The sequence below is a fragment of the Microvirga sp. BF8 genome (assembly GCF_059888585.1).
Genome location: NZ_CM187619.1, coordinates 3,065,502 through 3,090,259, shown reverse-complemented (window position 1 = coordinate 3,090,259; position 24,758 = coordinate 3,065,502). Strand labels below are relative to the sequence as shown.

General features: G+C 62.8%; 24 protein-coding genes. 14 read left to right on the top strand and 10 right to left on the bottom strand.

Features of this window, described 5'->3' with window-relative positions:
- Positions 1-14: 14 nt before the first annotated feature.
- On the bottom strand, positions 15-1,724 hold the full coding sequence (locus AC522E_RS14700; RefSeq protein ID WP_500750713.1) for an MFS transporter: 1,710 nt from the start codon (positions 1,722-1,724) through the stop codon (positions 15-17).
- A 20-nt stretch (positions 1,725-1,744) separates the two neighbouring features.
- Positions 1,745-2,188, bottom strand: coding sequence for a MarR family winged helix-turn-helix transcriptional regulator (locus tag AC522E_RS14695; protein WP_500747000.1), 444 nt, complete (start codon positions 2,186-2,188; stop codon positions 1,745-1,747).
- Positions 2,189-2,410: 222 nt separating this feature from the next.
- Between AC522E_RS14695 and AC522E_RS14690 the strand changes: the two genes are divergently transcribed.
- From AC522E_RS14690 to AC522E_RS14680, 3 genes are all read left to right on the top strand, one after another.
- Positions 2,411-2,650, top strand: a complete 240-nt coding sequence (locus AC522E_RS14690; RefSeq protein WP_500746999.1) for a DUF3297 family protein — start codon at positions 2,411-2,413, stop codon at positions 2,648-2,650.
- 97 nt (positions 2,651-2,747) lie between these two features.
- Complete coding sequence (locus AC522E_RS14685; RefSeq protein ID WP_500746998.1) at positions 2,748-4,049, top strand: flavin monoamine oxidase family protein; 1,302 nt, start codon at positions 2,748-2,750, stop codon at positions 4,047-4,049.
- 97 nt (positions 4,050-4,146) lie between these two features.
- Positions 4,147-4,653 (top strand): peptide deformylase, encoded by a 507-nt coding sequence (locus tag AC522E_RS14680; protein ID WP_500746997.1) that lies wholly within the window; start codon positions 4,147-4,149, stop codon positions 4,651-4,653.
- A 532-nt stretch (positions 4,654-5,185) separates the two neighbouring features.
- Here the strand turns inward: AC522E_RS14680 and AC522E_RS14675 are convergent.
- Together AC522E_RS14675 and AC522E_RS14670 are read right to left on the bottom strand one after the other, a co-directional pair.
- Positions 5,186-5,998 (bottom strand): isocitrate lyase/PEP mutase family protein, encoded by an 813-nt coding sequence (locus AC522E_RS14675; RefSeq protein WP_500746996.1) that lies wholly within the window; start codon positions 5,996-5,998, stop codon positions 5,186-5,188.
- Between the two features lie 89 nt (positions 5,999-6,087).
- On the bottom strand, positions 6,088-7,575 hold the full coding sequence (locus AC522E_RS14670; protein WP_500746995.1) for a DNA-3-methyladenine glycosylase 2 family protein: 1,488 nt from the start codon (positions 7,573-7,575) through the stop codon (positions 6,088-6,090).
- A gap of 303 nt (positions 7,576-7,878) precedes the next feature.
- On the opposite strand from AC522E_RS14670, the gene AC522E_RS14665 reads away from it, so the two are divergent.
- Entirely contained in the window at positions 7,879-9,288 is a 1,410-nt protein-coding gene (locus AC522E_RS14665) for a M10 family metallopeptidase (RefSeq protein WP_500746994.1), read from the top strand.
- A gap of 39 nt (positions 9,289-9,327) precedes the next feature.
- Here AC522E_RS14665 and AC522E_RS14660 read toward each other — a convergent pair whose 3' ends face one another.
- Entirely contained in the window at positions 9,328-10,083 is a 756-nt protein-coding gene (locus AC522E_RS14660; protein ID WP_500746993.1) for an SDR family oxidoreductase, read from the bottom strand.
- A gap of 268 nt (positions 10,084-10,351) precedes the next feature.
- Here AC522E_RS14660 and AC522E_RS14655 point away from each other — a divergent pair, with 268 nt between their 5' ends.
- The 6 genes from AC522E_RS14655 (at position 10,352) to AC522E_RS14630 (ending at position 16,458) form a co-directional block, all read left to right on the top strand.
- Positions 10,352-11,440 carry an ABC transporter ATP-binding protein gene (locus AC522E_RS14655; protein WP_500746992.1) on the top strand — a complete coding sequence of 363 codons (1,089 nt, stop codon included), beginning with the start codon at positions 10,352-10,354 and terminating at the stop codon, positions 11,438-11,440.
- A gap of 10 nt (positions 11,441-11,450) precedes the next feature.
- The gene (locus AC522E_RS14650; RefSeq protein WP_500746991.1) at positions 11,451-12,551 is read left to right on the top strand and encodes an ABC transporter ATP-binding protein; all 1,101 of its coding nucleotides are present in this window, start codon (positions 11,451-11,453) and stop codon (positions 12,549-12,551) included.
- Positions 12,548-13,444, top strand: coding sequence for a carbohydrate ABC transporter permease (locus tag AC522E_RS14645; RefSeq protein WP_500746990.1), 897 nt, complete (start codon positions 12,548-12,550; stop codon positions 13,442-13,444). The genes AC522E_RS14650 and AC522E_RS14645 overlap by 4 nt, the downstream gene beginning before the upstream one ends.
- Before the next feature lie 101 nt (positions 13,445-13,545).
- The gene (locus AC522E_RS14640) at positions 13,546-14,322 is read left to right on the top strand and encodes a carbohydrate ABC transporter permease (protein WP_500750711.1); all 777 of its coding nucleotides are present in this window, start codon (positions 13,546-13,548) and stop codon (positions 14,320-14,322) included.
- A 10-nt stretch (positions 14,323-14,332) separates the two neighbouring features.
- Positions 14,333-14,614: a DUF2160 domain-containing protein gene (locus AC522E_RS14635; RefSeq protein WP_500746989.1), complete on the top strand. Its 282-nt coding sequence runs from the start codon at positions 14,333-14,335 to the stop codon at positions 14,612-14,614.
- 140 nt (positions 14,615-14,754) lie between these two features.
- Complete coding sequence (locus tag AC522E_RS14630) at positions 14,755-16,458, top strand: ABC transporter substrate-binding protein (protein ID WP_500750709.1); 1,704 nt, start codon at positions 14,755-14,757, stop codon at positions 16,456-16,458.
- 109 nt (positions 16,459-16,567) lie between these two features.
- On the opposite strand, the gene AC522E_RS14625 is transcribed toward AC522E_RS14630, so the two are convergent.
- The 3 genes from AC522E_RS14625 to rocF form a co-directional block, all read right to left on the bottom strand.
- On the bottom strand, positions 16,568-17,026 hold the full coding sequence (locus tag AC522E_RS14625; RefSeq protein WP_500746988.1) for a GNAT family N-acetyltransferase: 459 nt from the start codon (positions 17,024-17,026) through the stop codon (positions 16,568-16,570).
- Between the two features lie 107 nt (positions 17,027-17,133).
- Positions 17,134-18,189, bottom strand: a complete 1,056-nt coding sequence (gene ocd, locus AC522E_RS14620) for an ornithine cyclodeaminase (RefSeq protein WP_500746987.1) — start codon at positions 18,187-18,189, stop codon at positions 17,134-17,136.
- A 2-nt stretch (positions 18,190-18,191) separates the two neighbouring features.
- Complete coding sequence (rocF, locus tag AC522E_RS14615) at positions 18,192-19,121, bottom strand: arginase (RefSeq protein WP_500746986.1); 930 nt, start codon at positions 19,119-19,121, stop codon at positions 18,192-18,194.
- A gap of 125 nt (positions 19,122-19,246) precedes the next feature.
- Between rocF and AC522E_RS14610 the strand changes: the two genes are divergently transcribed.
- Together AC522E_RS14610 and AC522E_RS14605 are read left to right on the top strand one after the other, a co-directional pair.
- Positions 19,247-19,684: an Lrp/AsnC family transcriptional regulator gene (locus AC522E_RS14610; protein ID WP_500746985.1), complete on the top strand. Its 438-nt coding sequence runs from the start codon at positions 19,247-19,249 to the stop codon at positions 19,682-19,684.
- Between the two features lie 98 nt (positions 19,685-19,782).
- Entirely contained in the window at positions 19,783-19,995 is a 213-nt protein-coding gene (locus AC522E_RS14605; RefSeq protein WP_500746984.1) for a hypothetical protein, read from the top strand.
- A 75-nt stretch (positions 19,996-20,070) separates the two neighbouring features.
- On the opposite strand, the gene AC522E_RS14600 is transcribed toward AC522E_RS14605, so the two are convergent.
- Together AC522E_RS14600 and AC522E_RS14595 are read right to left on the bottom strand one after the other, a co-directional pair.
- The gene (locus AC522E_RS14600; protein ID WP_500746983.1) at positions 20,071-20,226 is read right to left on the bottom strand and encodes a hypothetical protein; all 156 of its coding nucleotides are present in this window, start codon (positions 20,224-20,226) and stop codon (positions 20,071-20,073) included.
- Entirely contained in the window at positions 20,223-20,750 is a 528-nt protein-coding gene (locus AC522E_RS14595; protein ID WP_500746982.1) for a hypothetical protein, read from the bottom strand. Before AC522E_RS14595 ends, AC522E_RS14600 begins: the two co-directional genes overlap by 4 nt.
- A gap of 666 nt (positions 20,751-21,416) precedes the next feature.
- Here AC522E_RS14595 and AC522E_RS14590 point away from each other — a divergent pair.
- Positions 21,417-23,021 (top strand): hypothetical protein, encoded by a 1,605-nt coding sequence (locus AC522E_RS14590; RefSeq protein ID WP_500746981.1) that lies wholly within the window; start codon positions 21,417-21,419, stop codon positions 23,019-23,021.
- Between the two features lie 129 nt (positions 23,022-23,150).
- Complete coding sequence (locus tag AC522E_RS14585; protein ID WP_500746980.1) at positions 23,151-24,758, top strand: M10 family metallopeptidase C-terminal domain-containing protein; 1,608 nt, start codon at positions 23,151-23,153, stop codon at positions 24,756-24,758.

The following is a 24,758-nucleotide window of genomic DNA, read 5'->3' as shown; positions in this document are numbered from 1 at the left end:
CAGGGAACGTTTCGTCAGGTTGCGGCGGGTTGATGGATGGCGGCGCTTCGCCGGATGGCGATGACCGCCATGTGAATGAGCAGGATGCAGAGCGACGCCGCGGCGAGAATCGCGATCAGCAGGAAGGTGTCGTTGTAGGCGAGCACGTTTGCTTCTCGCGTCGCCTGCTGACCGAGCAGTGCCAGGCCTTCCGCGTTCCGAAGGGCCGGGTCGGCGAGAGCGCGGCCATAGGCGGCACCAAGCTGGCCCGTACGTTGCGTGACCAGCGGGTCGAACATGGTCAGATGCTGCGTAAGGGCATGCGAATGGAGCTTTTCACGCCATGTAACGAAAGTTCCGAACACCGCGGAGCCCAAGAGCCCGCCGAGATTCTGGGTTACGAGAAAGACGACAAAGAAGCTCAGGATGTAGTTCGGGCCCTTCTTCAGGGCAGTCGTCATACCTGCGGCGAGAGCCGGCGGCAGGAACAAGGCGCCGGCCAAGGCGATCATCGCCTGGCTCGCATACATCTGAACCGGTCGCGTCAGGTTTGTTGCGCGACTATCCAGGTACGCGCCGAGGGTGAGCAGCGCAAGGGATACCGCATGGATCGCGTGTTCGCGTCCGGGCTTTATCACGACGGCGCAGGCAATGCCGCCGGCAATGGTGGCAAGCAGAATGATCCAGACAAGGGTGGTCATCTGCTCGTTCTGAAGGCCGAGCACCTGGAAGAAGGCGAAGGCACCGCTCGACTGTTCCGACAGGACGATACGGAACAGCAGAAGGGCACCGGTGAAGTGAACCATCTCCCTGCTTGCCAGCCAGCGAATGTCAATCTGAGGGCTTTCGCGATTGAGCTCGATCACTGCCATCACGGTAATGCAGGCGACCGCGACCGCGAGGAGGACCCCGATCCAGGGTGCCTCGAACCACCAATAGAGGCGGCCGAGGGTCAGCACGACCGCGAGGGCTCCGAAACCAACGGCGATCAGGGAATAGTTTACCACATCGATCCACGAGATGACCTTGGCGCGCGGAGGCGGGGTGAGCGGCAGAAGATACACGGCTGCAAAACTGATTAGTGCGACAGCGATCTCGATCAGGTAGAGGCCGTGCCATTGCCCAATGTCCAGCAGGGCCGGGGAAATCAGGCGCGCGATGGGCATGGCGAGCGCGATGTTCGTCAGCGCCAGGCACAGTCCAATGTTCATCTTCTTTTCGGGCGGAAACGGCTCGAGCATGTAGAGGAAGCCGAGCGAGGACATGGGCGAGGCCGCGATTCCACTGAAGAACCTCACCACGAGGGCCGAATGCAGGTCGCTCACGAAGACATGCATCAACGAGACGAGAACGAATCCGATGATGGAAAGCTCGGCGAAGTGCCGCAATCCGTATTGCGCACGGATCTTGAAGAGCAGCAGCGCCAGGCTGACATTGGGCGCCATATAAGCCGCCATCAGCCAGGTCGCCTCGTTGGTGGTGGCGCCCAGCGATCCCTGGATCTGCTGCAGGTTGGCGGAGACAAGGTTCATGCCAAGGCCTTGCGTCAGCGAGAGCACCGTCGCGGCCGCGACGTAAGCGGCGGCAACCAGCGGAGGCTTGGGCACGAAGGAGGGAGCCGCCGGGCGCGCTTCCGCTTGTTGCGCTTCTTGGATCTGCCTCGATTCTTGCGTTTCAGTGAGGCCGGTCGCCTGTCTGGAATCCGGCGTGGCCGCTTCTGTGGTCGCAGCCCGCCCAAGCGGCATCGTCGCAGCGGAGCCAGCGGTCACGTGGCGGCCTCGATGTTGCGCGACATCGCGTGAAAGACACGAATGGCGGCCTGGAGATCGTCCTCCGTCACGTCTGCCAGAACGATCTCCCGGACATCGTCTGCGAGTTGGCTCACAAGGCTCGCCTGTGCGCGGCCGTCACCCGTCAGGGCAATGTGCTTGGCGCGCCGGTCCCCCTCGACCGGTCGGCGTTCGATCAGGCCCTGAGTCTCGAGATTGTCGAGGAGAGGGACGAGCGTCGGACCTTCGATTTCGAGTTCTACCGCCAGCTCGGTCTGGGTCATGCAATCCTTCCGAAGCAGGCGCAGCAGAGTACGCGCCCGCGCCATGGTCAGGCCGTTGGCCTTAACCTTGGCGTCGAATGCCGTGCGCAGCTTGCGGCTGACCTTTGTCAGCTCGTCGATGAACGCGACGCGGGTGCCCGGGCGGGTGGTTTTCATAGGGACAACATTAATAGATAGCTAATGATATGTACGCTATATAAACCGTGTCTGTCCCTGGCACAAGGTCGTCTATGCATTGTTTCGGCGAGCTCTGGCATGGCAGCTGGGCGACAGTCCTGGGCAAGGGGCATCGGCGGCTTGCCTGGCACAGCCGTGGTTGGAAAACCGCGCCGGAGCGGCTATGGGCAGTCGAACCCTAGCGAGCCGAAGGCCAATTCCATGACCGATACCCCTCCCGATCGTCTCTCCACGGATCCGAAGAGTCCCTATTACGACGCTGCCATCCTGGAACGCGGCGTCGGCATCCGCTTCAAGGGCGCGGAGAAGACCAATGTGGAGGAGTACTGCGTCAGCGAGGGCTGGGTGCGTCTTTCCGTTGGAAACACCAAGGACCGCGCTGGCAATCCGCTCACCATCAAGCTGAAAGGTCCCGTCGAGCCCTATTTCCGCGACGCGTGACGGCGCCCTAAATTCGCGCCAATCCGGACTAGAGTCGGGTGCCTGCGCCGAAGGTTGCAGAAATTCTCCCATCGGTCCCCAGCGAAGGCACGGTGCCATGCGGATTACCCGACGCGGTCTTCTAGCCGGCGCAGCGTCCGCTCCCTTTGTTCACCGGGTCCGGGCAGCAGACACGGATGTGCTTGTCGTCGGTGCAGGCGCCGCGGGCATCGCGGCCGCCAAGGTCCTCCGGCAGGCCGGCCTTACGACGGCGGTCCTCGAAGCGCGTCCGCGGATCGGTGGACGGGCCCACACGGATCGAATTCTCGGCGCTTATTTCGATGCCGGTGCCCATTATATCCACTGGGCCGAACGCAATCCCTGGCGGCAGATCGCGGTCGATCTGAATGTTGCCCTCAATGTCGAGACCAGTGGCGGGTTCCGCGTCTTTCGCAATGGGGTGCCCCTGCCCGAAAGCGAGCGGCGCCGACGACGGGCCGCCTATCGTGATCTCGAGGACCTGCTCGAGGCAACCGGCTCCGTCGATACGTCTTTTGCGGATGCCGTAGAAGGAAAGACGCCGGAAATCGCCGCCGCGGCCGATGGAATTACACTGTTTGCCTTGGGCGAGGAACCGGAGCGCGTGTCCGTCCAGGATTATGATCAGCTCTGGAGCGGCGACGATTTCATCCCCCTGGGCGGATATGGTGCCCTGGTGGCTCAGCATGGCGCCGATATTCCCGTTCGTCTGAACACGCCGGTGACGCAACTGCGCTGGGGCGAGGGGCGGGTCGAGGCGGAGACCCCGGATGGAACCGTGACGGCGCGCCTGGCCATCGTGACGGTGCCTGTAGGGGTGCTTCAGGCGGAAAGCCTGCGCTTCAGCCCAGGCCTTCCCCCGGAAACCCTGAAGGCGCTGGACGGCCTCCATATGGGAGCGCTGACCAAGATCGCCCTTCATGTGGACCGGGCGCGCTTCGGCGCGGTGGAAGCGACGGATCTCACCGATATCGATCCCAGCGGTGCAGTGACGAGCTTCGAGTTCTGGCCGGACGGCCAGGATATCGTTCTCGCCTATTTTGGGGGCGATCATGCCCGCGACCTTTGTGCCGCAGGCGAAAGCGCAGCCATCGACTATGCCGTCGGGCGTCTCGCCACCATGGTCGGAGGCCGCATTCGCGAGCGGCTATCGGGCGGACGGCTTGCCGGATGGTGGAACGATCCATATTCCCGTGGCTCGTATTCCATCGTGACGCCGGGCCACCTGGCTGCACGACAGGCCTTGCGCATTCCTGTCGGCGAGCGGGTCTGGCTCGCCGGCGAAGCGAGCGCAGGCGGCGGTGCCATGACCGTTGGCGGCGCCTCGCTGGAAGGAGAACGTGCGGCCCGGGAGATCATCCTTCGTCTGCAGCGCCCCTGAGGCCGGGCCTTGCCTTCCCCACCTTTGAAACACTTCGGCTTGCGCGTCGCGCCGATGCCGCAGAAACAATAGGCAAGCCCGAAACGGAGACGGTATCTTGGCGGTGCAGCCCCTTGTCTATTTTCCCGATCCCCGCCTCCACTTGCGGGCGGAGCCCGTAAGAGCCTTCGATGCAGCATTGATGGAACTGGTCCGCGATCTGGTCGACACGATGCATGCGGCGCCCGGTGTCGGCATCACGGCGCCGCACCTCGGAATCCTCGAGCGCGTGACCGTGATCCAACTCGAGCCCGCGAGGGAGCCGAGGATCTACGTCAACCCGCGGATCGTCTGGTTCTCCGATGAAACGATCCGGCATGTGGAGGGCAGTGTCTCGATGCCGGGAATAACCGACGAGATCGAGCGTTCGGCACATGTCCGAGTCGCCTTTCAGGACACCGACGGCGCGATGCGCGAAGAAAATGCGGAGGGCTTCCTGGCGGTCTGCCTGCAGCACGAAATCGATCAGCTTGATGGCATCTTCTGGCTCGACCGCCTGTCAAGGCTGAAACGGGACAGGCTGGTCAAGCGATTTCACAAGCTTGGTCGGCGCGCCGTTTCGTGACGGAACTAGTCCCGATGCGGGGGACAGCCGACCCGACAGCCATTTACCCGCGCCCTTCCGTGAAATCCCAGCAGATCTCTACCAGCCGCGCCCCCGCTGGCGGGCCGGCCGGAGCGGGAAGCAGCCACGGTTATTGCAGGTTGATTCCCACAACTCACCCGTCGACACGTCGATGCAGCGGCTCGCATTACAGTCCCATTGGCCTCCGCCCCTGCGCCGCCGAGGAGCGTAGTCATCGCGATATCCCGGAGGTGCATAACGGGGACGCGGTCCTGGATATTCTTCGTACTGACGGGACCGTGGCGGACCGTAATACCCGTCATCGTCATAATATTGGGCAGTTGCAGGACCGCCGGCGATAAGAGCACCGGCGAGCGCCAGCGAGGCCAGGACAACGCGGTTCAACATTGAACTCTCCACAGGGTCGGCCGGAGCTATCCGGACGGTCATGAAAACGACCCTATTCAACCGCCCGTGAACCAACTCTGAATGCTCACGGACGATCCTGGTTCCATCCTGGTGTCACCGACGGTCAGCGACCAGCCATCAGCGCGTTGAGTTCCCCGTAGGATTTCGCCACACAGATAGCATCAGAGTCGCCCGCCTCGAGGAACGATTTTGCGAGCTTGGACAGCTGGCTCAGAAGCGCTTCCGACAATGCCGATCCCGCGCTCAGTCGGCGCACGCCCAGTTGCCCGAGTTCGGAAGCAGGAGGCAGGCCGGGACGCGCCATCACGTTAAGAGGCAGGCCGCTCCCCGCCGCGATCCGGCGAATGTCGTCCGGCGCCGTCGCGCCCGGGACGAAGATCCCGCTCGCGCCCGCATCCCGGTAACGCGCGGCGCGGGCGAGCGTTTCCTCGACCCGCGAATCCTGCGGGGCGAGACCACGCAGGTAAACGTCCGTGCGCGCATTGATGTAGAGATCGACGCCACGCGCGCTTGCGACCTTCCGCGCTTTCTCGATCTTTGCGCAGAGCAGGTCGGGCGGTGTTACTCCATCCTCGATGTTGATGCCGACGACGCCGGCATCGATGATGCGGGCCACGATGTCGCCGACCGCGTCCGGGTCATCCGAATACCCGCCTTCAATGTCGGCACTCACGGGAACCTTGACGACGCGCGTGATGGAGGAAACCGTCGCTACGAGAAGGTCCACGGGAAGTGTGTCGCCATCCGCATAGCCGTGGGCCCAGGCGACGCCGGCACTGGTTGTCGCGACGGCTTTGCTGCCGAGACTTTCCATCATTCGCGCCGTTCCGGCATCCCACGCGTTGGTGAGGATCAGAGGCTGGGGCCCCTCGTGCAGGCGCTGAAATGCTATCGCTGCGTCAGGTCGTGCGTTCATCGGAGACTCCGTGATGAGATGACGTTGGGGACATTCGTGTGGCTTCCCGGGTGCGTCAACCCGAGAGCGGAAGTGGTGTCGTGGTCACGTCATTCGCCCCGGCTGTCGGCAGCCCAGAGATGCTGCGCCGCATAGGCACGCCAGGGACGCCAGGCTTCCGCGCGCTTCTGCAATTCGTGAGGCGAGGGTCTCGTCCCGTCCTGGCCGGCGGCGCCGCGCAGCAACCCGACATCGCTTGCGGGAAAAGCATCCGGCTCGCGGACGGCACGCAGGGCAATGTAGTGTGCCGTCCACTCCCCAATGCCGCGAATGGAGCAGAGGCGCGCCACCGTTTCCTCAACCGTAGCGAGCGGACGAAATAGATCTGGATCCGTAACGGCCGCGTCGGCAATTGCCTTCAGGGCGGCCTTGCGCGCCTGCGGCATGCCGAGCGGCGTGAGATCTGCCTGCAACACCTGCGACGCCGTCGGAAAGGCAATCGTGAGCGGCTCGCCTTGGGCCTGCGGCGCCGGGACCGCTGTGCCGCAGATCCGGGTGAGCTTGCTTCCGAGCTGGCGACCAGCCTCCACGGAGACCTGCTGGCCAAGGATTGCGCGCATGGCCATTTCGAATCCATCCCAACCTCCGGGCACGCGAAGTCCCGGCCTTGCCGCGATAAGCACCGCGAGCTGGGGGTCCTGGGCCAGGTGACTGGAGACAGTCATAACATCGGCGCTGAGGTCGAAGACCCGGCGCACCCGCGCCACGATGCCAGGCAACGCACGGACACCGGGGAATCGGATGGTCGCCTCCAGGCTTTCCTTTTCGGGCAGGTGGGAGATCGCGACCGTTCCGATCATGCCATCCTGCAGGATAGTTCTGCGGTAGACCCTCTCATCCACAAATTCCACGCCGTCGATGGCGCGCGCCTTTAGGAATGAGAGCATGGCGTCCCAGTCATACGGAGCGCGATAACGGAGCCGAACCCTGACGCCGATGGTCGCCGACGAGCCTTCAGGAAGCGCATGCACCTTCCTGTTGCGGATCGCACTCGGCGGACGACGGTAGAGCGTCTGGAAGGTCTCGTTGAAACGTCGCACACTGCCGAATCCCGCAGCCATGGCGATCTCGGACATGGGCAGTTGCGTGTCATGGATCAGCTGCTTGGCGAAAAGAATGCGCCGCGTCTGCGCAACCGCGATCGGCGTCACGCCGAGATGCTCCTGGAACAGGCGGCGGAGCTGGCGTTCGCCGACACCCAGCCGGGCCGCGAGAGCCTCGACGCTGGCCCCTTCGCCGTCCAGGGCGCCTTCCGCGATCAGGGCGAGGCCACGCGAAACGGTGTTGGATGTGCCCCGCCAGGAGCCGAGATCCGGCGCGGTCTCCGGACGGCAGCGGAGGCAGGGGCGAAAGCCTGCCTCCTGGGCCGCCGCAGCCGAAGGAAAGAACCGGCAATTCTCGAACTTGGCCGTGGAGGCTGGGCAGATCGGGCGGCAGTAAATCCCGGTCGAGGTGACTCCGACGAATATGCGTCCATCGAAGCGGGAGTCCCGGGACTGAAGGGCCCTGTAGCAGGCGGTGGGATCGAGATTCGTCATGGGCTCATCCTGCCACCACCGAAGCGGGGATGCTCGCGGTTTTCGGACATGGACGGCGACGGCCATTGCTGGCCCTGCATGACAACCTGGGTCGAATCACTGTTCTGACGGTTCGAACGATGCCAAGGATTTCGTGCCTCGGTTCTGGGCCTATCGTCCTCAAGCGGGGCTGAAGGCGTATTGTTAGGCCGAAATTCTTAATAACGACAGTCATTTAGTCGGGCTTTTACCTCTTAAGAGATATAGGGCTACGGCAAAGTTCTCCCGTACGCTCTCTGGTCCCGAACAGTACAAGGGACGGTAATGTCGAGCACAGTTTCAGTCGGGCGCACCGGCGATCAAGAGATAGATGCCCTGTTTTCGGGGCTGATGTGGAACTCAAACAATCTCACATATAGCTTTCCAACCAACGCATCGTTTTACGGCTCGGGCTACGGCCAGGGGGAGCCGCAGGACGGCTTCAGGCCACTCAATTCCCAGCAGATCGCCGCCGCGCAGGCCGTGCTTGGATCGATCGCCGCGGTCACGAACCTGACCTTTACCGAAATCCAGGAAACGGGGACCGCGCACGCAACCCTGCGGCTCGCCATGTCCGGCGCTCCCTCGTCCGCCTGGACCTACACTCCTGCGGATTATCAGGAGGCCGGGGATACCTGGTTCGGCACCGCGAATGGCTGGTACGATGCGCCCCGGTTGGGCAATTACGGCTTCTACACGTTCCTGCACGAACTGGGCCATTCACTCGGCCTGAAGCATGGAAACGAGACTGGGGTTTATGGAGCGCTGCCATACGCGCATGACTCGATGGAGTTTTCCGTCATGACCTACCGCTCCTATGTGGGAGCGGCCGGTCAATATGTGGAGAACGAGACCTGGGGATATGCCCAGTCCCTGATGATGGATGATATTGCTGCCCTGCAGCATATGTACGGTGCAAATTTCTCCACCCATTCCAGTAATACCATCTACCGCTTCGATCCGACGACGGGACAGGCCTTCATCGATGGGCAGGGGCAGGCTGCGCCCGGCGCCAATCGCATCTTCGAGACGATCTGGGACGGCGGCGGCATCGATACCTACGATCTTTCCAACTACGCGACGAACCTCTCCGTGGATCTCCGCCCCGGAGCGTGGTCGACTCTGTCGACGTCGCAGTTGGCGCAACTCGGGAGCGGCCATACGGCGCGAGGCAACATCGCAAACGCCCTGCAATTCGAGGATGATCCGCGTTCGCTGATCGAGAACGCCACGGGCGGAAGGGGTAACGACACCATCACCGGGAACGCAACGGCCAATGTCCTGAACGGCGGCGCGGGCAACGACCGGCTCAGCGGTCTCGGCGGAAACGATACCCTGATCGGCGGCGCCGGGAACGACGTGTTGACGGGAGGTGCGGGGGCCGATGCCTTCATGTTCACCGCGACGCTAAACCGCAACACCAACCTTGACCGCATCGTCGATTTCAACCCGGTCGACGACACCATCGCACTCGACCACTTGATTTTTTCCGCCGCCGGAACCTCGGGCTTTCTCGATCCGGGTGAGTTCTGGACCGGAGCGAGAGCTCATGATGCTTCCGACCGTATCATCTACGATGCGACGACCGGCTTGATCTCCTACGATGCGGACGGCACCGGCTGGGCCGCTCCTGTCCAGTTCGCTCAGGTGACGAAAAGCCTCAAGATGACGGCGGGGGATTTCCTGATCGTGTAAGCGACAGGGCCTCGTTGTCACATCGCTGTCCGTGCCCGATCAGCCGGTCCAGCCGCCGTCGATGACGTGCAGCTGGCCGGTCGTATAGGCGGCGGCATCACTGGCCAGATAGACGACCAGGTCGGCAATTTCCTCAGGCTTTCCCAGGCGTCCCATGGGTTGGCGGGCAATGAAGGCGGTGCGAGCCTTCTCGTAGTCGCCCTGCGCGAGCATGCGTTCGTGGAGGGACGGCGTCTCCACCGTGCCGGGGCAGATGGCGTTGCAGCGGATGCCTTTCGTCACGTAGTCGGCTGCGATGGACCTTGTCAGGCCGGCAACCGCCGCCTTCGTGGCACAATACGCCGCGCGGTTCGCCACGCCCTTCACGGCGCCCGCGACCGAACTCATGTTGATGATCGAACCGCGGCCCTGCTGGAGCATGGCCGGGAGATAGGCCCGGATCGTGCGGAACATGGCCGTGACGTTGAGGTCCATGGAAAGGTCCCAGGCCTCCTCGTCGCACTCGAGCACGGGACCCTGGTGGACCGTGCCGGCGCAATTGAACAGGATATCGACGGGGCCGGTGCGGGCGCGCGCGGCCTCGATGGAAGCGACCTTCCTGACGTCCATCGCCAGGGTTTCGATCGCCGGGCGCTCGTCCGCGAGCGCCGAGAGGGCCGTTTCATTGATATCCATTGCATAGACCGTCGCGCCCGCATCCGCCAGGGCCAGGGCCGAAGCGCGGCCGATGCCTTGCGCTGCCGCCGTCACCAGAGCCGTCCGTCCGGCGAGAAGAGTGTTCGAGAAGGCATTCATTGTGGAAGAGGTCCCCTGCTTTGAGAATTGGGCGGTCCCGGCCGCTCCCGGCGGATACGCGCGAGCCCTTGCGCTCCCTTGGCGCTCAACTTAAGCTCTACGATAACAATGACAAGAAACGACCGAATCGCACGAGGGCTTCAGGGAGGAGCGCTTGGAGGAACGGTTCCGCGGTGCCGGATGTGCGCGATCCCTTGGGACCGTGTCCGGACGTCTGCGTGGCGGAAGGCGGCTCGGCCCGCGGCTATCCGACCGTGGGGCGTGAGCCATGTCGCTGGTTCTCGATCACGTTGGAAAGTCGGTAGGGTCGGAGACCCATATCGCGGACGTATCCCTGTCTCTTATGCGTGGCTCTCTCAATGTACTCCTTGGCGCCACGCTCGCGGGCAAGACCTCGCTCATGCGGCTGATGGCCGGCCTCGATGCGCCGACGACGGGGCGCATCCACGTGGACGGCAAGGACGTGACGGGCTGGCCGGTGCAGCGCCGCAGCGTCGCAATGGTCTACCAGCAGTTCATCAATTATCCGTCCTTCACGGTGTACGAGAATATCGCCTCGCCGCTGCGCGTCGCGCGTCTTCCAAGAAACGAGATCGAGAGTCGCGTGAAGGAGGCCGCGAGGCTGTTGCAGCTCGAGCCCTATCTCGACCGCAAGCCACTCAATCTGTCCGGAGGACAACAGCAGCGAACCGCGATTGCACGCGCTCTCGTGAAACGGGCCGACCTTGTCCTGCTCGACGAACCGCTCGCAAACCTCGATTACAAACTGCGCGAGGAACTGCGGGAGGAATTGCCGAAAGTCTTCGCAGCGTCCGGCGCGATCTTCGTCTATGCGACCACTGAGCCCTCCGAAGCGCTGCTTCTGGGCGGCAACACGGCGACGCTTTTCGAGGGGCGGGTGACGCAATTCGGCCCGACACCGCAGGTCTATCGCCAGCCGCACGACATCACCACCGCACGGGTGTTCTCCGACCCACCCCTCAACACGCTGACGGCTCACAGAGCAGGGGCCATCGTCACCCTGAGCACCGGCGGGGACATTCGCGCAGCGGGCATCTTCGCGACGGTTCCGGACGGTGCCTACACGGTTGGATTCCGCGCCCATCATCTCGCTCTCGAAGCCGGATCGGACGATGCGATCGCCATTCCGGCGACCGTGTCCGTCGCGGAGATTACCGGCTCGGAAAGCTTCGTCCATCTGGACGCGGGACACCACCGCTTCGTGGCCCTGGTTCCCGGCGTGAAACGCCTTGAGCCGGGATCGCCGGTCACGGCTTTTCTCGATCCGCGCCGCCTGTTCCTGTTCCATGAGTCGGGCAATCTCGCCGGGACAGGCGTCACCCTAAAGGCGGCTTAGGGAGGACGCCATGGCCCGGATCACCCTCGACCATCTCGCCCACGCCTACCGGCCCGATCCGCGCGGCCCCCAGGATTACGCCCTCAAGGAAATCGACCACGTCTGGGATCAGGGTGGTGCCTACGCCCTGCTCGGTCCCTCCGGCTGCGGCAAGACCACCCTTCTCAACATCATCTCGGGACTGGTGCGTCCGACGCGCGGCCGTATCCGATTCGATGACCGCGACGTGACCGATCTGCCGACGGAGGCGCGCAACATCGCTCAGGTCTTTCAGTTCCCGGTGGTCTATGACACCATGACGGTCAGGGAGAACCTGGCTTTTCCGCTCAAGAACCGTGGCGCCCCACGGGAAAGGACGGCCGCCCGGGTCCAGGAGATCGCCCGCCTCCTCGACCTGACCCGCGTCCTCGACCGCAAGGCCAGCAATCTCACGGCGGACATGAAGCAGAAGATCTCGCTCGGGCGCGGTCTCGTGCGGCCCGACGTGGCCGCAATCCTCTTCGACGAACCGCTGACGGTCATCGATCCGCATCTGAAATGGCAGCTGCGCTCGACTCTGAAGGAGATTCACCGCGCTCTCGACATCACCATGATCTACGTCACGCACGACCAGACGGAGGCCCTGACCTTCGCGGACAAGGTCGTCGTCATGCACGATGGCGCCGTGGTGCAGACGGGGACGCCGGAGGAACTGTTCGAACGTCCGGCCCACACCTTCGTGGGCCATTTCATCGGTTCTCCGGGCATGAACATCCTGCCGTGCCGGATCGAGGGCGCGACAGCCTATGTCGGCGACGAACCGGTGGCGCTTCGGCGCGTCTATCCCGATCTGCCGCGGGCGCAGCGGATCGAGCTCGGCATTCGTCCAGAATTCGTCAGGCTCCAGCACAGCGGATCGGGCCTGCCCGTCCGCCTGAGGCGTATCGACGATATCGGACGAGCGCGGATCGCACGGGTCGAAATGGCCGGGCAGCCCCTTGCCGCAAACGTACCGGACAACATTTCCATCGAGGGCGACGAGGCTGCACTCATCTTCGATGCGGGACGCATCCACATCTATGCGGACGGGCATCTCGTCGCGGGCGAGCCGATGGAGGGACGCGCGCCGTGATGAAAACCGTCAATCACAAGGCATGGTTCCTGGTTCTGCCCGTCTTTGCCATCGTCGCGTTCTCCGCCGTACTGCCGCTCATGACGGTGGTGAACTATTCCGTTCAGGACACCTTCGGCAATAACCAGTTCTTCTGGAACGGCGTCGCCTGGTTCCAGGATCTGCTCGATCCGTCCAAGGAACTCGGCGGGCGTTTCTTCGGCGCCCTGTGGCGCACGCTTCTGTTCTCGGCGATCATCCTCTTGATCCAGGTACCGCTCGGGATCCTGGTCGCCCTGTCGATGCCACGGGAGGGCTGGGGGGTGGCGGTCTGCCTCGTGCTGATGGCGCTTCCGCTTCTCATCCCATGGAACGTGGTCGGCACGATCTGGCAGGTCTTCGCCCGCGGTGATATCGGGCTGCTCGGCTGGGCCGTCAACTCGCTCGGCATCGACTACAATTACACCGGCCATCCTCTTGATGCCTGGATCACGATCGTCGTCATGGACGTGTGGCATTGGACGAGCTTGGTGGCGCTCCTGTGCTATGCCGGGCTGAAGTCGATTCCCGATGCCTATTACCAGGCGGCGCGCATCGACGGCGCATCGCGATGGGCCGTGTTTCGCACAATCCAGTTGCCGAAGATGCGCCGCGTCCTGCTGATCGCGGTTCTTCTGCGTTTCATGGACTCGTTCATGATCTATACGGAGCCTTTCGTACTCACCGGAGGCGGGCCTGGCAACGCGACCACCTTCCTGTCCATCGATCTGGTCAAGCTGGCGCTTGGGCAGTTCGACCTCGGCAAGGCAGCAGCGATGTCGCTCGTGTACAATCTGATCATCCTGGTCATCTGCTGGGTGTTCTACACCGTCATGACGAACGTGGACGCTGACCGCGAAAGGGTCGAGGCATGAGCGATACCGCCGTCATCGGTCGGACGTCGGACGGCGTGACGCAGAATGTCTCGGCAAACCGCGCAGTAGCCAGGCCCTGGATCAACGGGAAAGCGGTCGTGATGACCATCTATCTCGTGTTCCTGATGTTGCCGATCTACTGGCTCGTGAACATGAGCCTGAAGACGAACCTGGAGATCACGAGCGGTCTGACCCTTTGGCCGAGGGACATCACCTTCGACAATTACATCAAGATCTTCACCGACGAGAGCTGGTACTCGGGCTACATCAATTCGCTCACCTATGTGATCATCAACACGGTCCTGTCGATCTCTTTCGCACTGCCGGCGGCCTATGCCTTCTCGCGATACCGGTTCCTCGGCGACAAGCATCTGTTCTTCTGGCTTCTGACGAACCGCATGGCGCCTCCCGCAGTATTCGCTCTGCCATTCTTCAATCTCTATTCGGCCATCGGCCTGTTCGACACGCCGTGGGCGGTCGCCCTGGCGCACTGCCTCTTCAACATCCCCCTCGCGGTGTGGATTCTCGAAGGCTTCATGTCCGGAGTGCCGCGGGAGATCGATGAGACGGCGGCTATCGACGGGTATTCCTTCCCGCATTTCTTCATCAAGATCTTCATGCCGCTGATTGCATCCGGCATCGGCGTCGCGGCCTTCTTCTGCTTTATGTTCTCCTGGGTCGAACTGCTGCTGGCGCGTACCCTGACCACGGTGAACGCAAAGCCGATCGCCGCCACGATGACGCGGACAGTCTCGGCTTCCGGAATGGACTGGGGCCTGCTCGCTGCGGCAGGCGTGCTCACCATCGTGCCGGGCGCTCTCGTGATCTGGTTCGTGCGCAACTACATCGCCAAGGGCTTCGCCCTGGGCCGGGTGTGAGGAGGGTCGCATGTCCGATTTCGCATGGATGGCCTGGACGTGGCAGACGGCGCTCTTCTTCGCCGGCATCGCAATCTTGCTGGTCGGGATGACCCTGCTCGCGGTCTACCGGCCCGAAACAGAGCGGGTCGGGATCTTACGCATCCCCACGACGCGGGGAGACCGCCTGTTCGTCACCCTTCTTGGCGCTGCCTTCATCCATTTGGCCTGGCTTGGGCTCGTCGGCCCGAGCTTATGGTGGGCCTTCGGCCTTTCCCTCATCTATGCGGTCCTCGTGTTCCGCTACGTGTGAGGGCGAGGCCCAAGACGACTCCGTGGCAATGCGCCGGGGAGAACAGCCGATCGGACGGGTAAGCCGATCGATCACGGGAGGAAGAACCAATGGTGCCAAGATCGCGTCTCAGACTTCTTGTGTCGGCGAGTACGGTGGCGATGGCCCTCGGAATGAGCACGGCCTTCGCTGGAATGGACGAGGCAAAGAAGTGGGTCGATAGCGAGTTCCAGCCCTCGACCTTGTCCAAAGACGAGCAGATGAAGGAGATGGAATGGTTCGTGAATGCCGCGAAGCCCTTCGCCGGCATGGAAATCAACGTGGTTTCAGAGACGATCACGACCCACGAATACGAGGCCCGCACCCTCGCCAAGGCTTTCTCGGAAATCACCGGGATCAAGCTCACCCACGACCTCATTCAGGAGGGCGACGTGGTGGAGAAGATCCAGACGCAGATGCAGTCCGGGCGCAATCTTTACGACGCCTGGGTCAACGATTCCGATCTCATCGGGACGCATTTCCGCTACAAGCAGGCCATTCCCCTCGACGATTGGATGGCAGGCGAGGGCAAGGACGTCACCCTTCCGACGCTCGATGTGAACGACTTCATCGGCAAGTCCTTCACGACGGCACCGGACGGCAAGATGTACCAGTTGCCCGATCAGCAGTTCGCGAACGTCTACTGGTTCCGGTACGACTGGTTCCAGCGTCCCGACCTGAAGGAGAAGTTCAAGGCCAAGTATGGTTACGATCTTGGCGTTCCGGTGAACTGGTCGGCGTATGAAGACATTGCGGAATTCTTCACCAACGACGTGAAGGAGATCGACGGCGTCAAGGTCTATGGCCACATGGATTACGGCAAGAAGGACCCGTCGCTCGGCTGGCGCTTCACGGATGCCTGGCTGTCGATGGCGGGCAACGGCGATAAGGGCATTCCGAACGGCCTTCCTGTCGACGAATGGGGCATCCGCATGGAAGGCTGCCGTCCGGTCGGGTCCTCGGTCGAGCGCGGCGGCGACACCAATGGCCCGGCGGCGGTCTATTCGATCGCCAAATACCTCGATTGGATGAAGAAATACGCCCCGCCTCAGGCGAACGGCATGAACTTCTCCGAGTCGGGACCGGTTCCTGCGCAGGGCAACATCGCCCAGCAGATCTTCTGGTACACCGCGTTCACCGCCGACATGGTGAAGCCAGGCCTTCCCGTGGTGAACCAGGACGGCACGCCGAAATGGCGCATGGCTCCGTCACCGCACGGATCCTACTGGAAGGAGGGCATGAAGCTCGGCTATCAGGACGCCGGCTCCTGGACCCTCCTCAAGTCCACGCCGCTGGAGCGCCGCAAGGCCGCCTGGCTCTACGCCCAGTTCGTGACCTCCAAGTCCGTGTCGCTGAAGAAGAGCCACGTTGGACTGACCTTCATTCGTGAGAGCGACATCTGGGACAAGAGCTTCACCGAGCGCGCGCCGAAACTCGGTGGCCTCATCGAGTTCTACCGCTCGCCCGCCCGCGTGCAGTGGACGCCGACCGGCAACAACGTGCCGGACTATCCCAAGCTCGCGCAGCTCTGGTGGCAGAACATCGGCGATGCGGCGTCAGGCGCCAAGACGCCGCAGCAGGCCATGGACTCTCTCGCGGCAGCCCAGGACGAAGTGCTGGGACGTCTCGAGCGCGCCAACGTGCAGGGCGAGTGTGGCCCGAAGCTGAATCCGAAGACCACGGCCGAGGAATGGTTCAAGAAGTCCGAAGCCGCCGGCAATATCGCGCCGCAGCGCAAGCTCGCCAACGAGAAGCCGAAGGGTGAGACGGTCGATTATGACACCTTGATCAAGAGCTGGCCTGCGTCGCCCCCGAAGCGCAGCTGAGCCGGAACTCGCCGGCGCCGCAGACGGCGTCTCCGCCGAACATGACCGGAGCGGGCTCCCGAGAGTCCGCTCCGCCCTTCGTTTCAGGGTGATTCTGTCGTCCCGTGGTTCAGAATTGCCTGCGATAGACGACAAAGCCCGAGCGATCCGCCACCTTGTCATAGAGCTGCATCGCCGTCGCATTCGTCTCGTGCGTCTGCCAGTAGACGCGGGGGCATCCAGCGAGGGCGGCTCGCTCATAGACTCCCTCGATCAGGGCCCGGCCGACACCTCTTCCACGTGCGGCTTCGCTGGTGAACAGATCCTGCAGGTAGCAGATTGGCGCGATAGCCGTGGTGCTGCGGTGGAAGAGATAATGTGTCAGGCCAAGGAGCTGGCCGTCGTTCTCGGCCACGAGAGCATGGACCGGCTCATAGGCGTCGAAAAAGCGCTCCCAGGTCATTCGCGTGACGGCGGGGTCGAGGGCGGTCGGTCCCGAGCGACCATAGAAGGCATTGTAGCCGTCCCATAGCGGCTCCCACCGGGCATAGTCCTCCCGTGCGATGGGCCGGATCGTGATGCTGCTCATTCTGAGCTCCGCAATTTTAGAATGCATTCGAGGCGGCGCAGCCTGCCCCGGAGGAGCTTGCCATTGCGTTAAAACCATGTCGGCGGACAGCGATGCGCCTCCGGCGATCACGCCGCCGTCGGAGCGGCTGCCGCACGCAGGATCATGCCAAAGAGGTCGCGCGGATCATCCGGGTCGGCAAGGAGATCGAGCTCTTCATAGAGGCCTGTGCGGGCGATCTGCCGCTTCACGTAGCGCAGGGCAGAGAAATCCTCGATGGCGAATCCGACCGAATCGAACAGGGTGATCTGCCGGGCATCCCTTCGTCCCGGCGCGAGGCCCGCGATCACCTGCCACAACTCGGTGACGGGATGATCGGGGCTCAGCTGTTGGATCTCCCCTTCGATGCGTGTCTGCGGTGGATATTCCACGAAGATGTCGGATCGCCTCAGGATGTCCGGATGCAGCTCGGTCTTTCCCGGGCAGTCGCCGCCAATGGCGTTGATATGGATGCCGGACCCGATCATGTTGTCGGTCAGGATGGTCGCGTTCTGTTTGTCGGCGGTGACGGTGGTGACGATCTCGGCCCCCTCCATCGCTTCCTCGATGGAGGCGCATACCTTGATGTCCAGTCCCATCCCCGCCAGATTGCGGACGCATTTCGCACTTGCTGCCCGGTCGATGTCATAGAGGCGGAGCCGGTCTACGCCCAGCAGGGCCTTGAAGGCGAGGGCTTGGAACTCGGCCTGCGCGCCGTTGCCGATCATCGCCATGGTGCGCGCCCCCCTCGGCGCGAGGTGCTTGGCGGCGAGCGCAGAGGTCGCCGCCGTACGCAAGGCGGTGAGGATGGTCATTTCAGTCAGCAGGACGGGATAACCCGTTCCCACATCCGCCAGCACGCCGAAGGCGGTGACGGTCTGGCGTCCTTCACGGGTATTCTTCGGATGACCGTTCACATATTTGAAACCGTAGACTTCGCCGTCGCTGGTGGGCATGAGCTCGATGACGCCCTCCTTGCTGTGCGATGCGACACGGGGCGTCTTGTCGAACAATTCCCAGCGGCGGAAATCGGCTTCGATGTCATCCGCCAGCTCCGTGAGAAAGCGTTCCACGCCGATGGCGAGAACCAGTTTCATCATGTGGTCGACGCTGACGAAGGGAACGACGTTGAGGTTCGCGATCATTTTCAGTAGCTCCGCGTCGGGCGGTCGAGGACGCGCCGGCCCATGAGGCTTGCGACGAAATCCACCATGAGCAGGGCGGTGCGACCGCGCTCGTCCAGAAAGGGGTTGAGCTCGACGAGATCCAGGCTGGTGACGAGGCCGCTGTCGTGAAGGATTTCCATGATCAGATGTGCCTCGCGGAACGTAGCGCCGCCCGGAACCGTGGTTCCGACGCCGGGCGCGATGCTCGGATCGATGAAGTCCACGTCGAAGCTCACATGCAGTCGGCCCCTGGCGCCTGCGACCCGTCGCAGGAACGCATCGAGCAGCGGCCCGACGCCGTTCTCGTCAATGGCGCGCATGTCATGGATCGTGACGCCCGCCGTCGCCAGGGCGGCACGCTCCGCAGGGTCGACGCTGCGAATGCCCATCATGCACACATTTTCCGGCCTGACCGGCGCATGCACGGCCGGAAAGTGGCGGTCGAAGCCGTCGCGGCCGGTGGCATAGGCCATCGGCACGCCGTGCAGGTTGCCGCTCTGCGTCGTGTCGAGTGTGTGGAAGTCTGGGTGCGAGTCGAGCCATAGGACGAAGAATTCGCGGTCGTCGTCGACCGCCCGGCGACTCAGGCCGGTCATCGAGCCGGCAGACAGGCTGTGGTCGCCGCCGAGGAAGATCGGCATGCCGTCGCCACTGGCCTCATAAGCGGCTTTCGCAATCGTCTCCGTCCAGGCAACCACCTCGGGTAGAGCCTTGATGGCCTTGTTTGGATGCGTGAGATCCCGGCGCGGAGCCGGCGCAAGGTTTCCCCGGTCCTCGACCTCGTAGCCGAGTTCGCGCAGGGCTCCGGCGAGGCCCGCCGTCCGGAAGGCGCTCGGACCCATGTCGCAGCCGAGATAGCCCGCTCCTTCCTGCACCGGAACTCCCAAGAGGATACATGGTCTGCGCGTCATTCGGTTCTCCTTGTGGCCAGCTGGGAAGCTACCGAACGAAGTTGGCGAAACGAACGATAAAGATTGACAATAACGGCGGGTTTATTTTCCAAAAAGAAAAGAATCGCTTATCAATATGGTGACTTATGGACGGACTGGACCAGCGCCTCATCACGCTCCTGCGCCATAACGGGCGGCGCAGCATCTCCGATCTGGCGCTGGAGCTCGGCGTCTCGCGGGCGACAGTGCGGGCCCGGATGGAACGCCTGGAACGATCCGGCGACATTGTCGGCTATACGGTCATCCTGCGGGCGGATGCGGTATCGCTGCCCGTTCGCGGCATCATGTTGATCGAGGTCGAGGGCAGGGCGGCCGACCGGGTGGTGGACGCCCTGGGCGGCTTCCCCGAGGTCAGCGCCATCCACACGACCAACGGCAAATGGGACCTCGTGGTCGAACTTGGCGCTGCCAGCCTGACGGATTTCGACGCCGTGCTGCGGCGTATCCGGCTCATTCCTGGCGTCATGGCCTCGGAGACCAACCTTCTCCTTGCAACGCCACGCAGTACGCGCGCGCGGCTCTGACATCGCGACATGTCGTCCATTCTCGGGTTCGACGCTGCCACAGCCACGTCACATAGATCGCTTAGTGAATCGGCCCTTGGGATGAAGCGGAGCCGCCAATGCCATATCGTCGCGAGCCCAGCCTGACGGAATTGCTGTCCGATCCCATCGTGCGTCAGCTCATGGCGCGCGACGGTACCTCGGAACAGCAGGTCCGGTCCATCGCTCTGTCCGCGAGGCGCAGGATTGCCGGCCGGTGCCGGCAGATCGTCGCCTCCCAGGCGGTGCATTCCCTGTCGAGGATTCCACAGCCCCGGCCCTGCCAGGATTGATCGACGGCTCGGCTCGGGCCATATGGCAATGGAGCCGCCGCTGGCCACCGGCTCCCTCCCTCCTGCATCGCGAAGTCAGGGAAGAAGCCACCAGATAACGCCCCAGACCGGGATCATGATGACGGCCGCCAGGATGACGGCGACGAGAAAGTGTCTGGGCCGGAACAATGCCTTCGGCTTTCCGGGGCCGCCCGGCCGGGCATTGCCTCGCTTCGGAAGGAGCAATCTCATCGCACCGCCGGATGGTCCGCCGTCATGAAGGGCGTGGCGCCGATGCGCCAGCGCTCGGGCGCAACGAGGACGCGGCGGCGCTTCTGCGCCTCGAAGGCCAAGGGCGGCTTTGCATTGTTGATGAAGCGACCGATTTGCTGGTCGAAGTCGGCGCCACTGCGCCAGATGCCCACATTCACGAAGGTGGTCCAGCGCGGATCGAGATTCCACACCATCCAGGGGAACTGCTTTCGGTCCTCCACTCGGCTGAGGAACTCGCCGACCAGGCCGGAGCGATCCGCGATCGTCGCCTGCTTCGACCAGTAATCCACGAATTCCTGCTCACGCCCCTTTTTGATGCGCCATTCCACGAGGACGATACGGGTGGAGGTAGCGTCTTTTGACGGAGCCGCCATCTCCCTCGCGGGAGATCGAACGTCCTGCGCCTGAGCCATGCCCGGTGCGAACAGCAGACCCAGTGCCAACAGGGCCGGGACCCAGCGAGAGGTCTGCAAAGTCCGAGTGAAGAGCATGGAAGTGTTCATCGCGTTGTCCCCTTGTGAAGTGCCAGGATTATTGAACAGACGCTTCGGAAAGGCGAACCGAGATTCGCTTGCTTTCTGAAATATCGACAGACTTTCCTCCATGATACGAGGAATAGAGGTGCCTATCCTTGCTTGAGGTCGGGTTCTGAGGGTTCGGTGTGTGAGAACTGGAGGGTATTTCTTGAAGTGCGATAGCTGTCCTCTAGTAAAGTGACTCTGGCCCTCCTTGCCGCAGCGAAATAGCCATCGCCTCCACCAGGCCTCAATCCCGTGGCCTGAGGCCCGTAAACCGGACCGTCCTGGCCCCGTAGCCCCTACTCGAAAGGGACGGAAATGGCGGTTCTGGAGATCCGTTACCTCTTATGAACGGTTGAAGAGCGGGGCACACTCCGTTGTAATCGGCGCGATTGAGCATCGGCCGGTCGATACAGACCCGATCAGCATCGAACGTTCCCTAAGTTCGAAACGAGCGACGCCGGATCGCCGGCTTGGCCGTAAGTGGCCGCAACACCATCGGTGGCTGCGTGGTGACATAGAGCAACCCGACCGGAAGGGGCGGGATTCGGCACGCAGCGGCATTCGTTGCGACGGACGAAACCTGGCGGATGTCGGGTGCGTGTGTCCGTCAAGCGTTCCTTGGGGGCTTCCAGCGCCAGGAGGACGACAATGGCGACTAACACCGACACAATCGACACGGACGAAACCCGAGCGCTGGCCGCCGCCGCATCGGCGGACTGGCTGTCACTGATCGATCCGGTTCATGAAACCATCGTCGGCACGAATGGCAACGACACTCTTGCCGCCGGCGCGGATGGAGATATCGTGGAGGGGCTGCGCGGCGACGACGACCTGAGCAGCACGTTCAATCGCACGGCATTGGTCGGTGACCGGGGCAACGATACCCTGACCACTAACGACGTCGTGACGGCACCGGACGACGAAACCGCCCATGGTCTTGCCATCCAGCTCGGCGGTGCGGACAACGACACCCTGAACGCGACCGTGTCGCTTCAAGGTGGCTCGTCTCCTACTCCTCACGCACAGGAACTCACCGCTGATGTCCTGTCCGACGGCGGCAGAGGCGACGACATCATCAATGCCACTGCAAATCTCGCAGGGCCGACGTCAGCCGACGTCACCCTGAGAACGGACGTCCTCGGCGGCCCGGGAAACGACACGATCAATGCCATTGCCGACGCCACCGGCTCGGTTGGCGACAATCATGTCATGAACCACATTCAAGGCGGCTCCGGCGAGGATCACATCACCGCTCTTGCACAAACCAACATTTCCGGGTTCACCGGCACGGCCATCAATGAGATCGACGGCGGCGACGGCGACGACATCATCGACGCGACGGCCAATGGCATATCCCTCGACACAGAACTTGTCAGGAACTCCGTTCACGGTGGCCGCGGCGACGACGTCGTTACCGCGCACAACACCACGAACTCGAATGGCCTTGGACCCGTCGGCGTCAATGAATTGTGGGGTGATCAGGGCAACGACGTCCTGGAAGCGACACAGGATTCGGCGTTCCGAAATGGTCTGTCCGACGTCACCAATTTTCTTGACGGCGGGATTGGCGACGACACCCTCACGGCTGTGTCCAATGCGCAAGGTCAGCATGTGCGAGCTCTCAACCAACTGGAAGGTGGCGCGGGAAAGGATGTGCTCAACGCTCGCATGGATGCCTTGGCGATTGGCGGCCCCGCACCGTCCGACCTGTACCATCTGTCCAACATCCTGAACGGAGGCTTCGGCGACGATAGTCTCGAAGCGTATCTTTCGGTTACCGTTTCGCCCGGCACGCCCGTCGGTGAATCTACCGCAGAGAACCATCTCGACGGCGGAAGCGGCGACGACACGCTCGTGGCGACGGTTGCATCGGGCTCGGCGGGAACGAGCTTCCTGAGCGGCGGCACCGGAGACGACCGGTTGACCGTCATCGGAGGGACCGACAATCACCTCGACGGCGGCACCGGAAAGGACACGCTCACCAGCGGCACCGGCGACGACACGTTCTTCGGCGGCGGCGGCGCCGATGCCTTCGTCTTCGCGCCGCCCAACGGTCACGACACGATCGGCGATTTCGACAGCGGCCGCGACCTGATCGACCTTACGGCCTTTGCCACTGCCGACATTCACGAGTTTTCTGACCTGACCATCGACACGACCAATGGCGACAGCATCATCCGCTTCGACACGGACAATGATGTCACCGTCGTTGGCGTCGCCAACTTGAAGGCGACGGATTTCCTGTTCGCCTGACCGCGAACTCAAGGCACGGCGGCGAACGATCTGGCTCCGGCGCCGTGCCAGCATTCATCGGGGCCGACGACGCACGGATGCGGCCGGTTCCGGTTCCGGACTGTCCCGACATCCGTCAGGAGGACAAATATGGCGACAGCAAACGCACCCACCGCCGATCTGAGCAATGGAGGCGAAGCCCGTCTCCGCGCCGCCCCCGCATCGGCGGACTGGCTGTCCCTGATCGACCCTGTTCACCAGACGATCATCGGCACCAATGGCAACGATACGCTGGCCGCCGCGGCCGAAGGTGACATCGTCGACGGTCTGCGCGGCGACGACGACCTGAGCAGCACGTTCAACCGCACGGCGCTGATTGGCGGTCAGGATTCCGACACACTGACCACCAACCTTACTCTGACGGCACAGCCTCATGAGAGGCTCGATGCTGTTATCGTACAGCTCGGCGGGGCGGGCGACGACTCGATGAATGCCACCGCTGACCTTCGAGGGGATCGAATCAATCCTGGTCAGCCGGTACAGGTGCTGTCGGCACACATCCTGGTCGATGGAGGATCGGGCAACGATCTTATTAATGCCACGGCGAAACTCGGCGCGGAAACGGATGCAATAATCGATCTTTTCCAGGTCGATGCCTTTGGCGGAGCCGGAGACGACACCATCAATGCCATTGCAGATAACGAAGGCCAGCATGATGCGAATAACGTCGTCAGAACCGTAGTCGACGGTGGGTCAGGGAACGATCACGTCACTGCATTCACTCGTTCGGTCGGATTTGGGTCCGCCCTTGGGAGCGCTACTGCCATGATTGATGGCGGGGATGGTGACGATTATCTAGAGTCTACCACTCTCGCGTTCGCTCGTTACGACCAGCCCATGTTGAACGAACTCCATGGTGGTCGCGGCAATGACACCATGCTGGCGACGAGTGCGGCATCGTCCAATTTCCGGGATACGGTCAGCACCAACGAGCTTTGGGGCGAAGGTGGAAACGATACGATCACTTCGGTCATGAGAGGTGAGAAGGATACGACCAATCACCTGGACGGAGGCGTCGGACAGGACATCCTGACCGCTACGACCGAGGCCAGCAGTCCCTTCGATGTGAAGGCACTGAATCTTCTCGATGGAGGCATCGGCAACGACATCCTGACCTCGGAACTCGTTGTTCGGTCGGGGACTTTCAGCATCGATGCAGAAAACCGACTCAACGGCGGCGCGGATGACGACACGCTCGTGGCCCTGCTGTCAGTGGCAGTCCCGGATCTGGTGCCTGATGGGGAAGGCTCCCGCGCGGAGAATCACCTCGATGGCGGCAATGGCAACGACATTCTGACGGCCACAGTGACGGTTGGTTCGCTGATCGGCACGAGCTTTCTAAGCGGCGGCGGGGGCAACGACGCCCTAACGGTGATCGGAGGAGTCGGCAACCACCTCGACGGCGGCACCGGAAAGGACACGCTTACAGGCGGCGTCGGTAACGACACGTTCTTCGGCGGTGGCGGCGCGGACGCCTTCGTGTTCGCACCGCCGAACGGTCACGACACGGTACTCGATTTTGAAAGGGGGCGCGATTGGATCGACCTGACGGCATTTGCGGCCGACGGCATCCATAGCCTGTTCGACCTGACCGTCGACACAGTGAATGGTGACAGCGTGATCCGCTTCGATACTGACAACGATATCACCATCGCTGGAGTAACGCAGCTGAGGGCGAGCGACTTCTGGTTTGCATGA

Coding starts and splice junctions, on each gene's coding strand:
- AC522E_RS14665 (WP_500746994.1), top strand. CDS start 7,879: ATGTCGAGCACAGTTTCAGTCGGGCGCACCGGCGATCAAGAGATAGAT.
- AC522E_RS14660 (WP_500746993.1), bottom strand. CDS start 10,083: ATGAATGCCTTCTCGAACACTCTTCTCGCCGGACGGACGGCTCTGGTG.
- ocd (WP_500746987.1), bottom strand. CDS start 18,189: ATGATCGCGAACCTCAACGTCGTTCCCTTCGTCAGCGTCGACCACATG.
- AC522E_RS14595 (WP_500746982.1), bottom strand. CDS start 20,750: ATGAACACTTCCATGCTCTTCACTCGGACTTTGCAGACCTCTCGCTGG.
- AC522E_RS14650 (WP_500746991.1), top strand. CDS start 11,451: ATGGCCCGGATCACCCTCGACCATCTCGCCCACGCCTACCGGCCCGAT.
- AC522E_RS14695 (WP_500747000.1), bottom strand. CDS start 2,188: ATGAAAACCACCCGCCCGGGCACCCGCGTCGCGTTCATCGACGAGCTG.
- AC522E_RS14655 (WP_500746992.1), top strand. CDS start 10,352: ATGTCGCTGGTTCTCGATCACGTTGGAAAGTCGGTAGGGTCGGAGACC.
- AC522E_RS14585 (WP_500746980.1), top strand. CDS start 23,151: ATGGCGACAGCAAACGCACCCACCGCCGATCTGAGCAATGGAGGCGAA.
- AC522E_RS14690 (WP_500746999.1), top strand. CDS start 2,411: ATGACCGATACCCCTCCCGATCGTCTCTCCACGGATCCGAAGAGTCCC.
- AC522E_RS14700 (WP_500750713.1), bottom strand. CDS start 1,724: ATGCCGCTTGGGCGGGCTGCGACCACAGAAGCGGCCACGCCGGATTCC.
- AC522E_RS14590 (WP_500746981.1), top strand. CDS start 21,417: ATGGCGACTAACACCGACACAATCGACACGGACGAAACCCGAGCGCTG.
- AC522E_RS14670 (WP_500746995.1), bottom strand. CDS start 7,575: ATGACGAATCTCGATCCCACCGCCTGCTACAGGGCCCTTCAGTCCCGG.
- AC522E_RS14675 (WP_500746996.1), bottom strand. CDS start 5,998: ATGAACGCACGACCTGACGCAGCGATAGCATTTCAGCGCCTGCACGAG.
- AC522E_RS14625 (WP_500746988.1), bottom strand. CDS start 17,026: ATGAGCAGCATCACGATCCGGCCCATCGCACGGGAGGACTATGCCCGG.
- AC522E_RS14685 (WP_500746998.1), top strand. CDS start 2,748: ATGCGGATTACCCGACGCGGTCTTCTAGCCGGCGCAGCGTCCGCTCCC.
- AC522E_RS14600 (WP_500746983.1), bottom strand. CDS start 20,226: ATGAGATTGCTCCTTCCGAAGCGAGGCAATGCCCGGCCGGGCGGCCCC.
- AC522E_RS14630 (WP_500750709.1), top strand. CDS start 14,755: ATGGCCCTCGGAATGAGCACGGCCTTCGCTGGAATGGACGAGGCAAAG.
- AC522E_RS14605 (WP_500746984.1), top strand. CDS start 19,783: ATGCCATATCGTCGCGAGCCCAGCCTGACGGAATTGCTGTCCGATCCC.
- AC522E_RS14635 (WP_500746989.1), top strand. CDS start 14,333: ATGTCCGATTTCGCATGGATGGCCTGGACGTGGCAGACGGCGCTCTTC.
- AC522E_RS14640 (WP_500750711.1), top strand. CDS start 13,546: ATGACCATCTATCTCGTGTTCCTGATGTTGCCGATCTACTGGCTCGTG.
- rocF (WP_500746986.1), bottom strand. CDS start 19,121: ATGACGCGCAGACCATGTATCCTCTTGGGAGTTCCGGTGCAGGAAGGA.
- AC522E_RS14610 (WP_500746985.1), top strand. CDS start 19,247: ATGGACGGACTGGACCAGCGCCTCATCACGCTCCTGCGCCATAACGGG.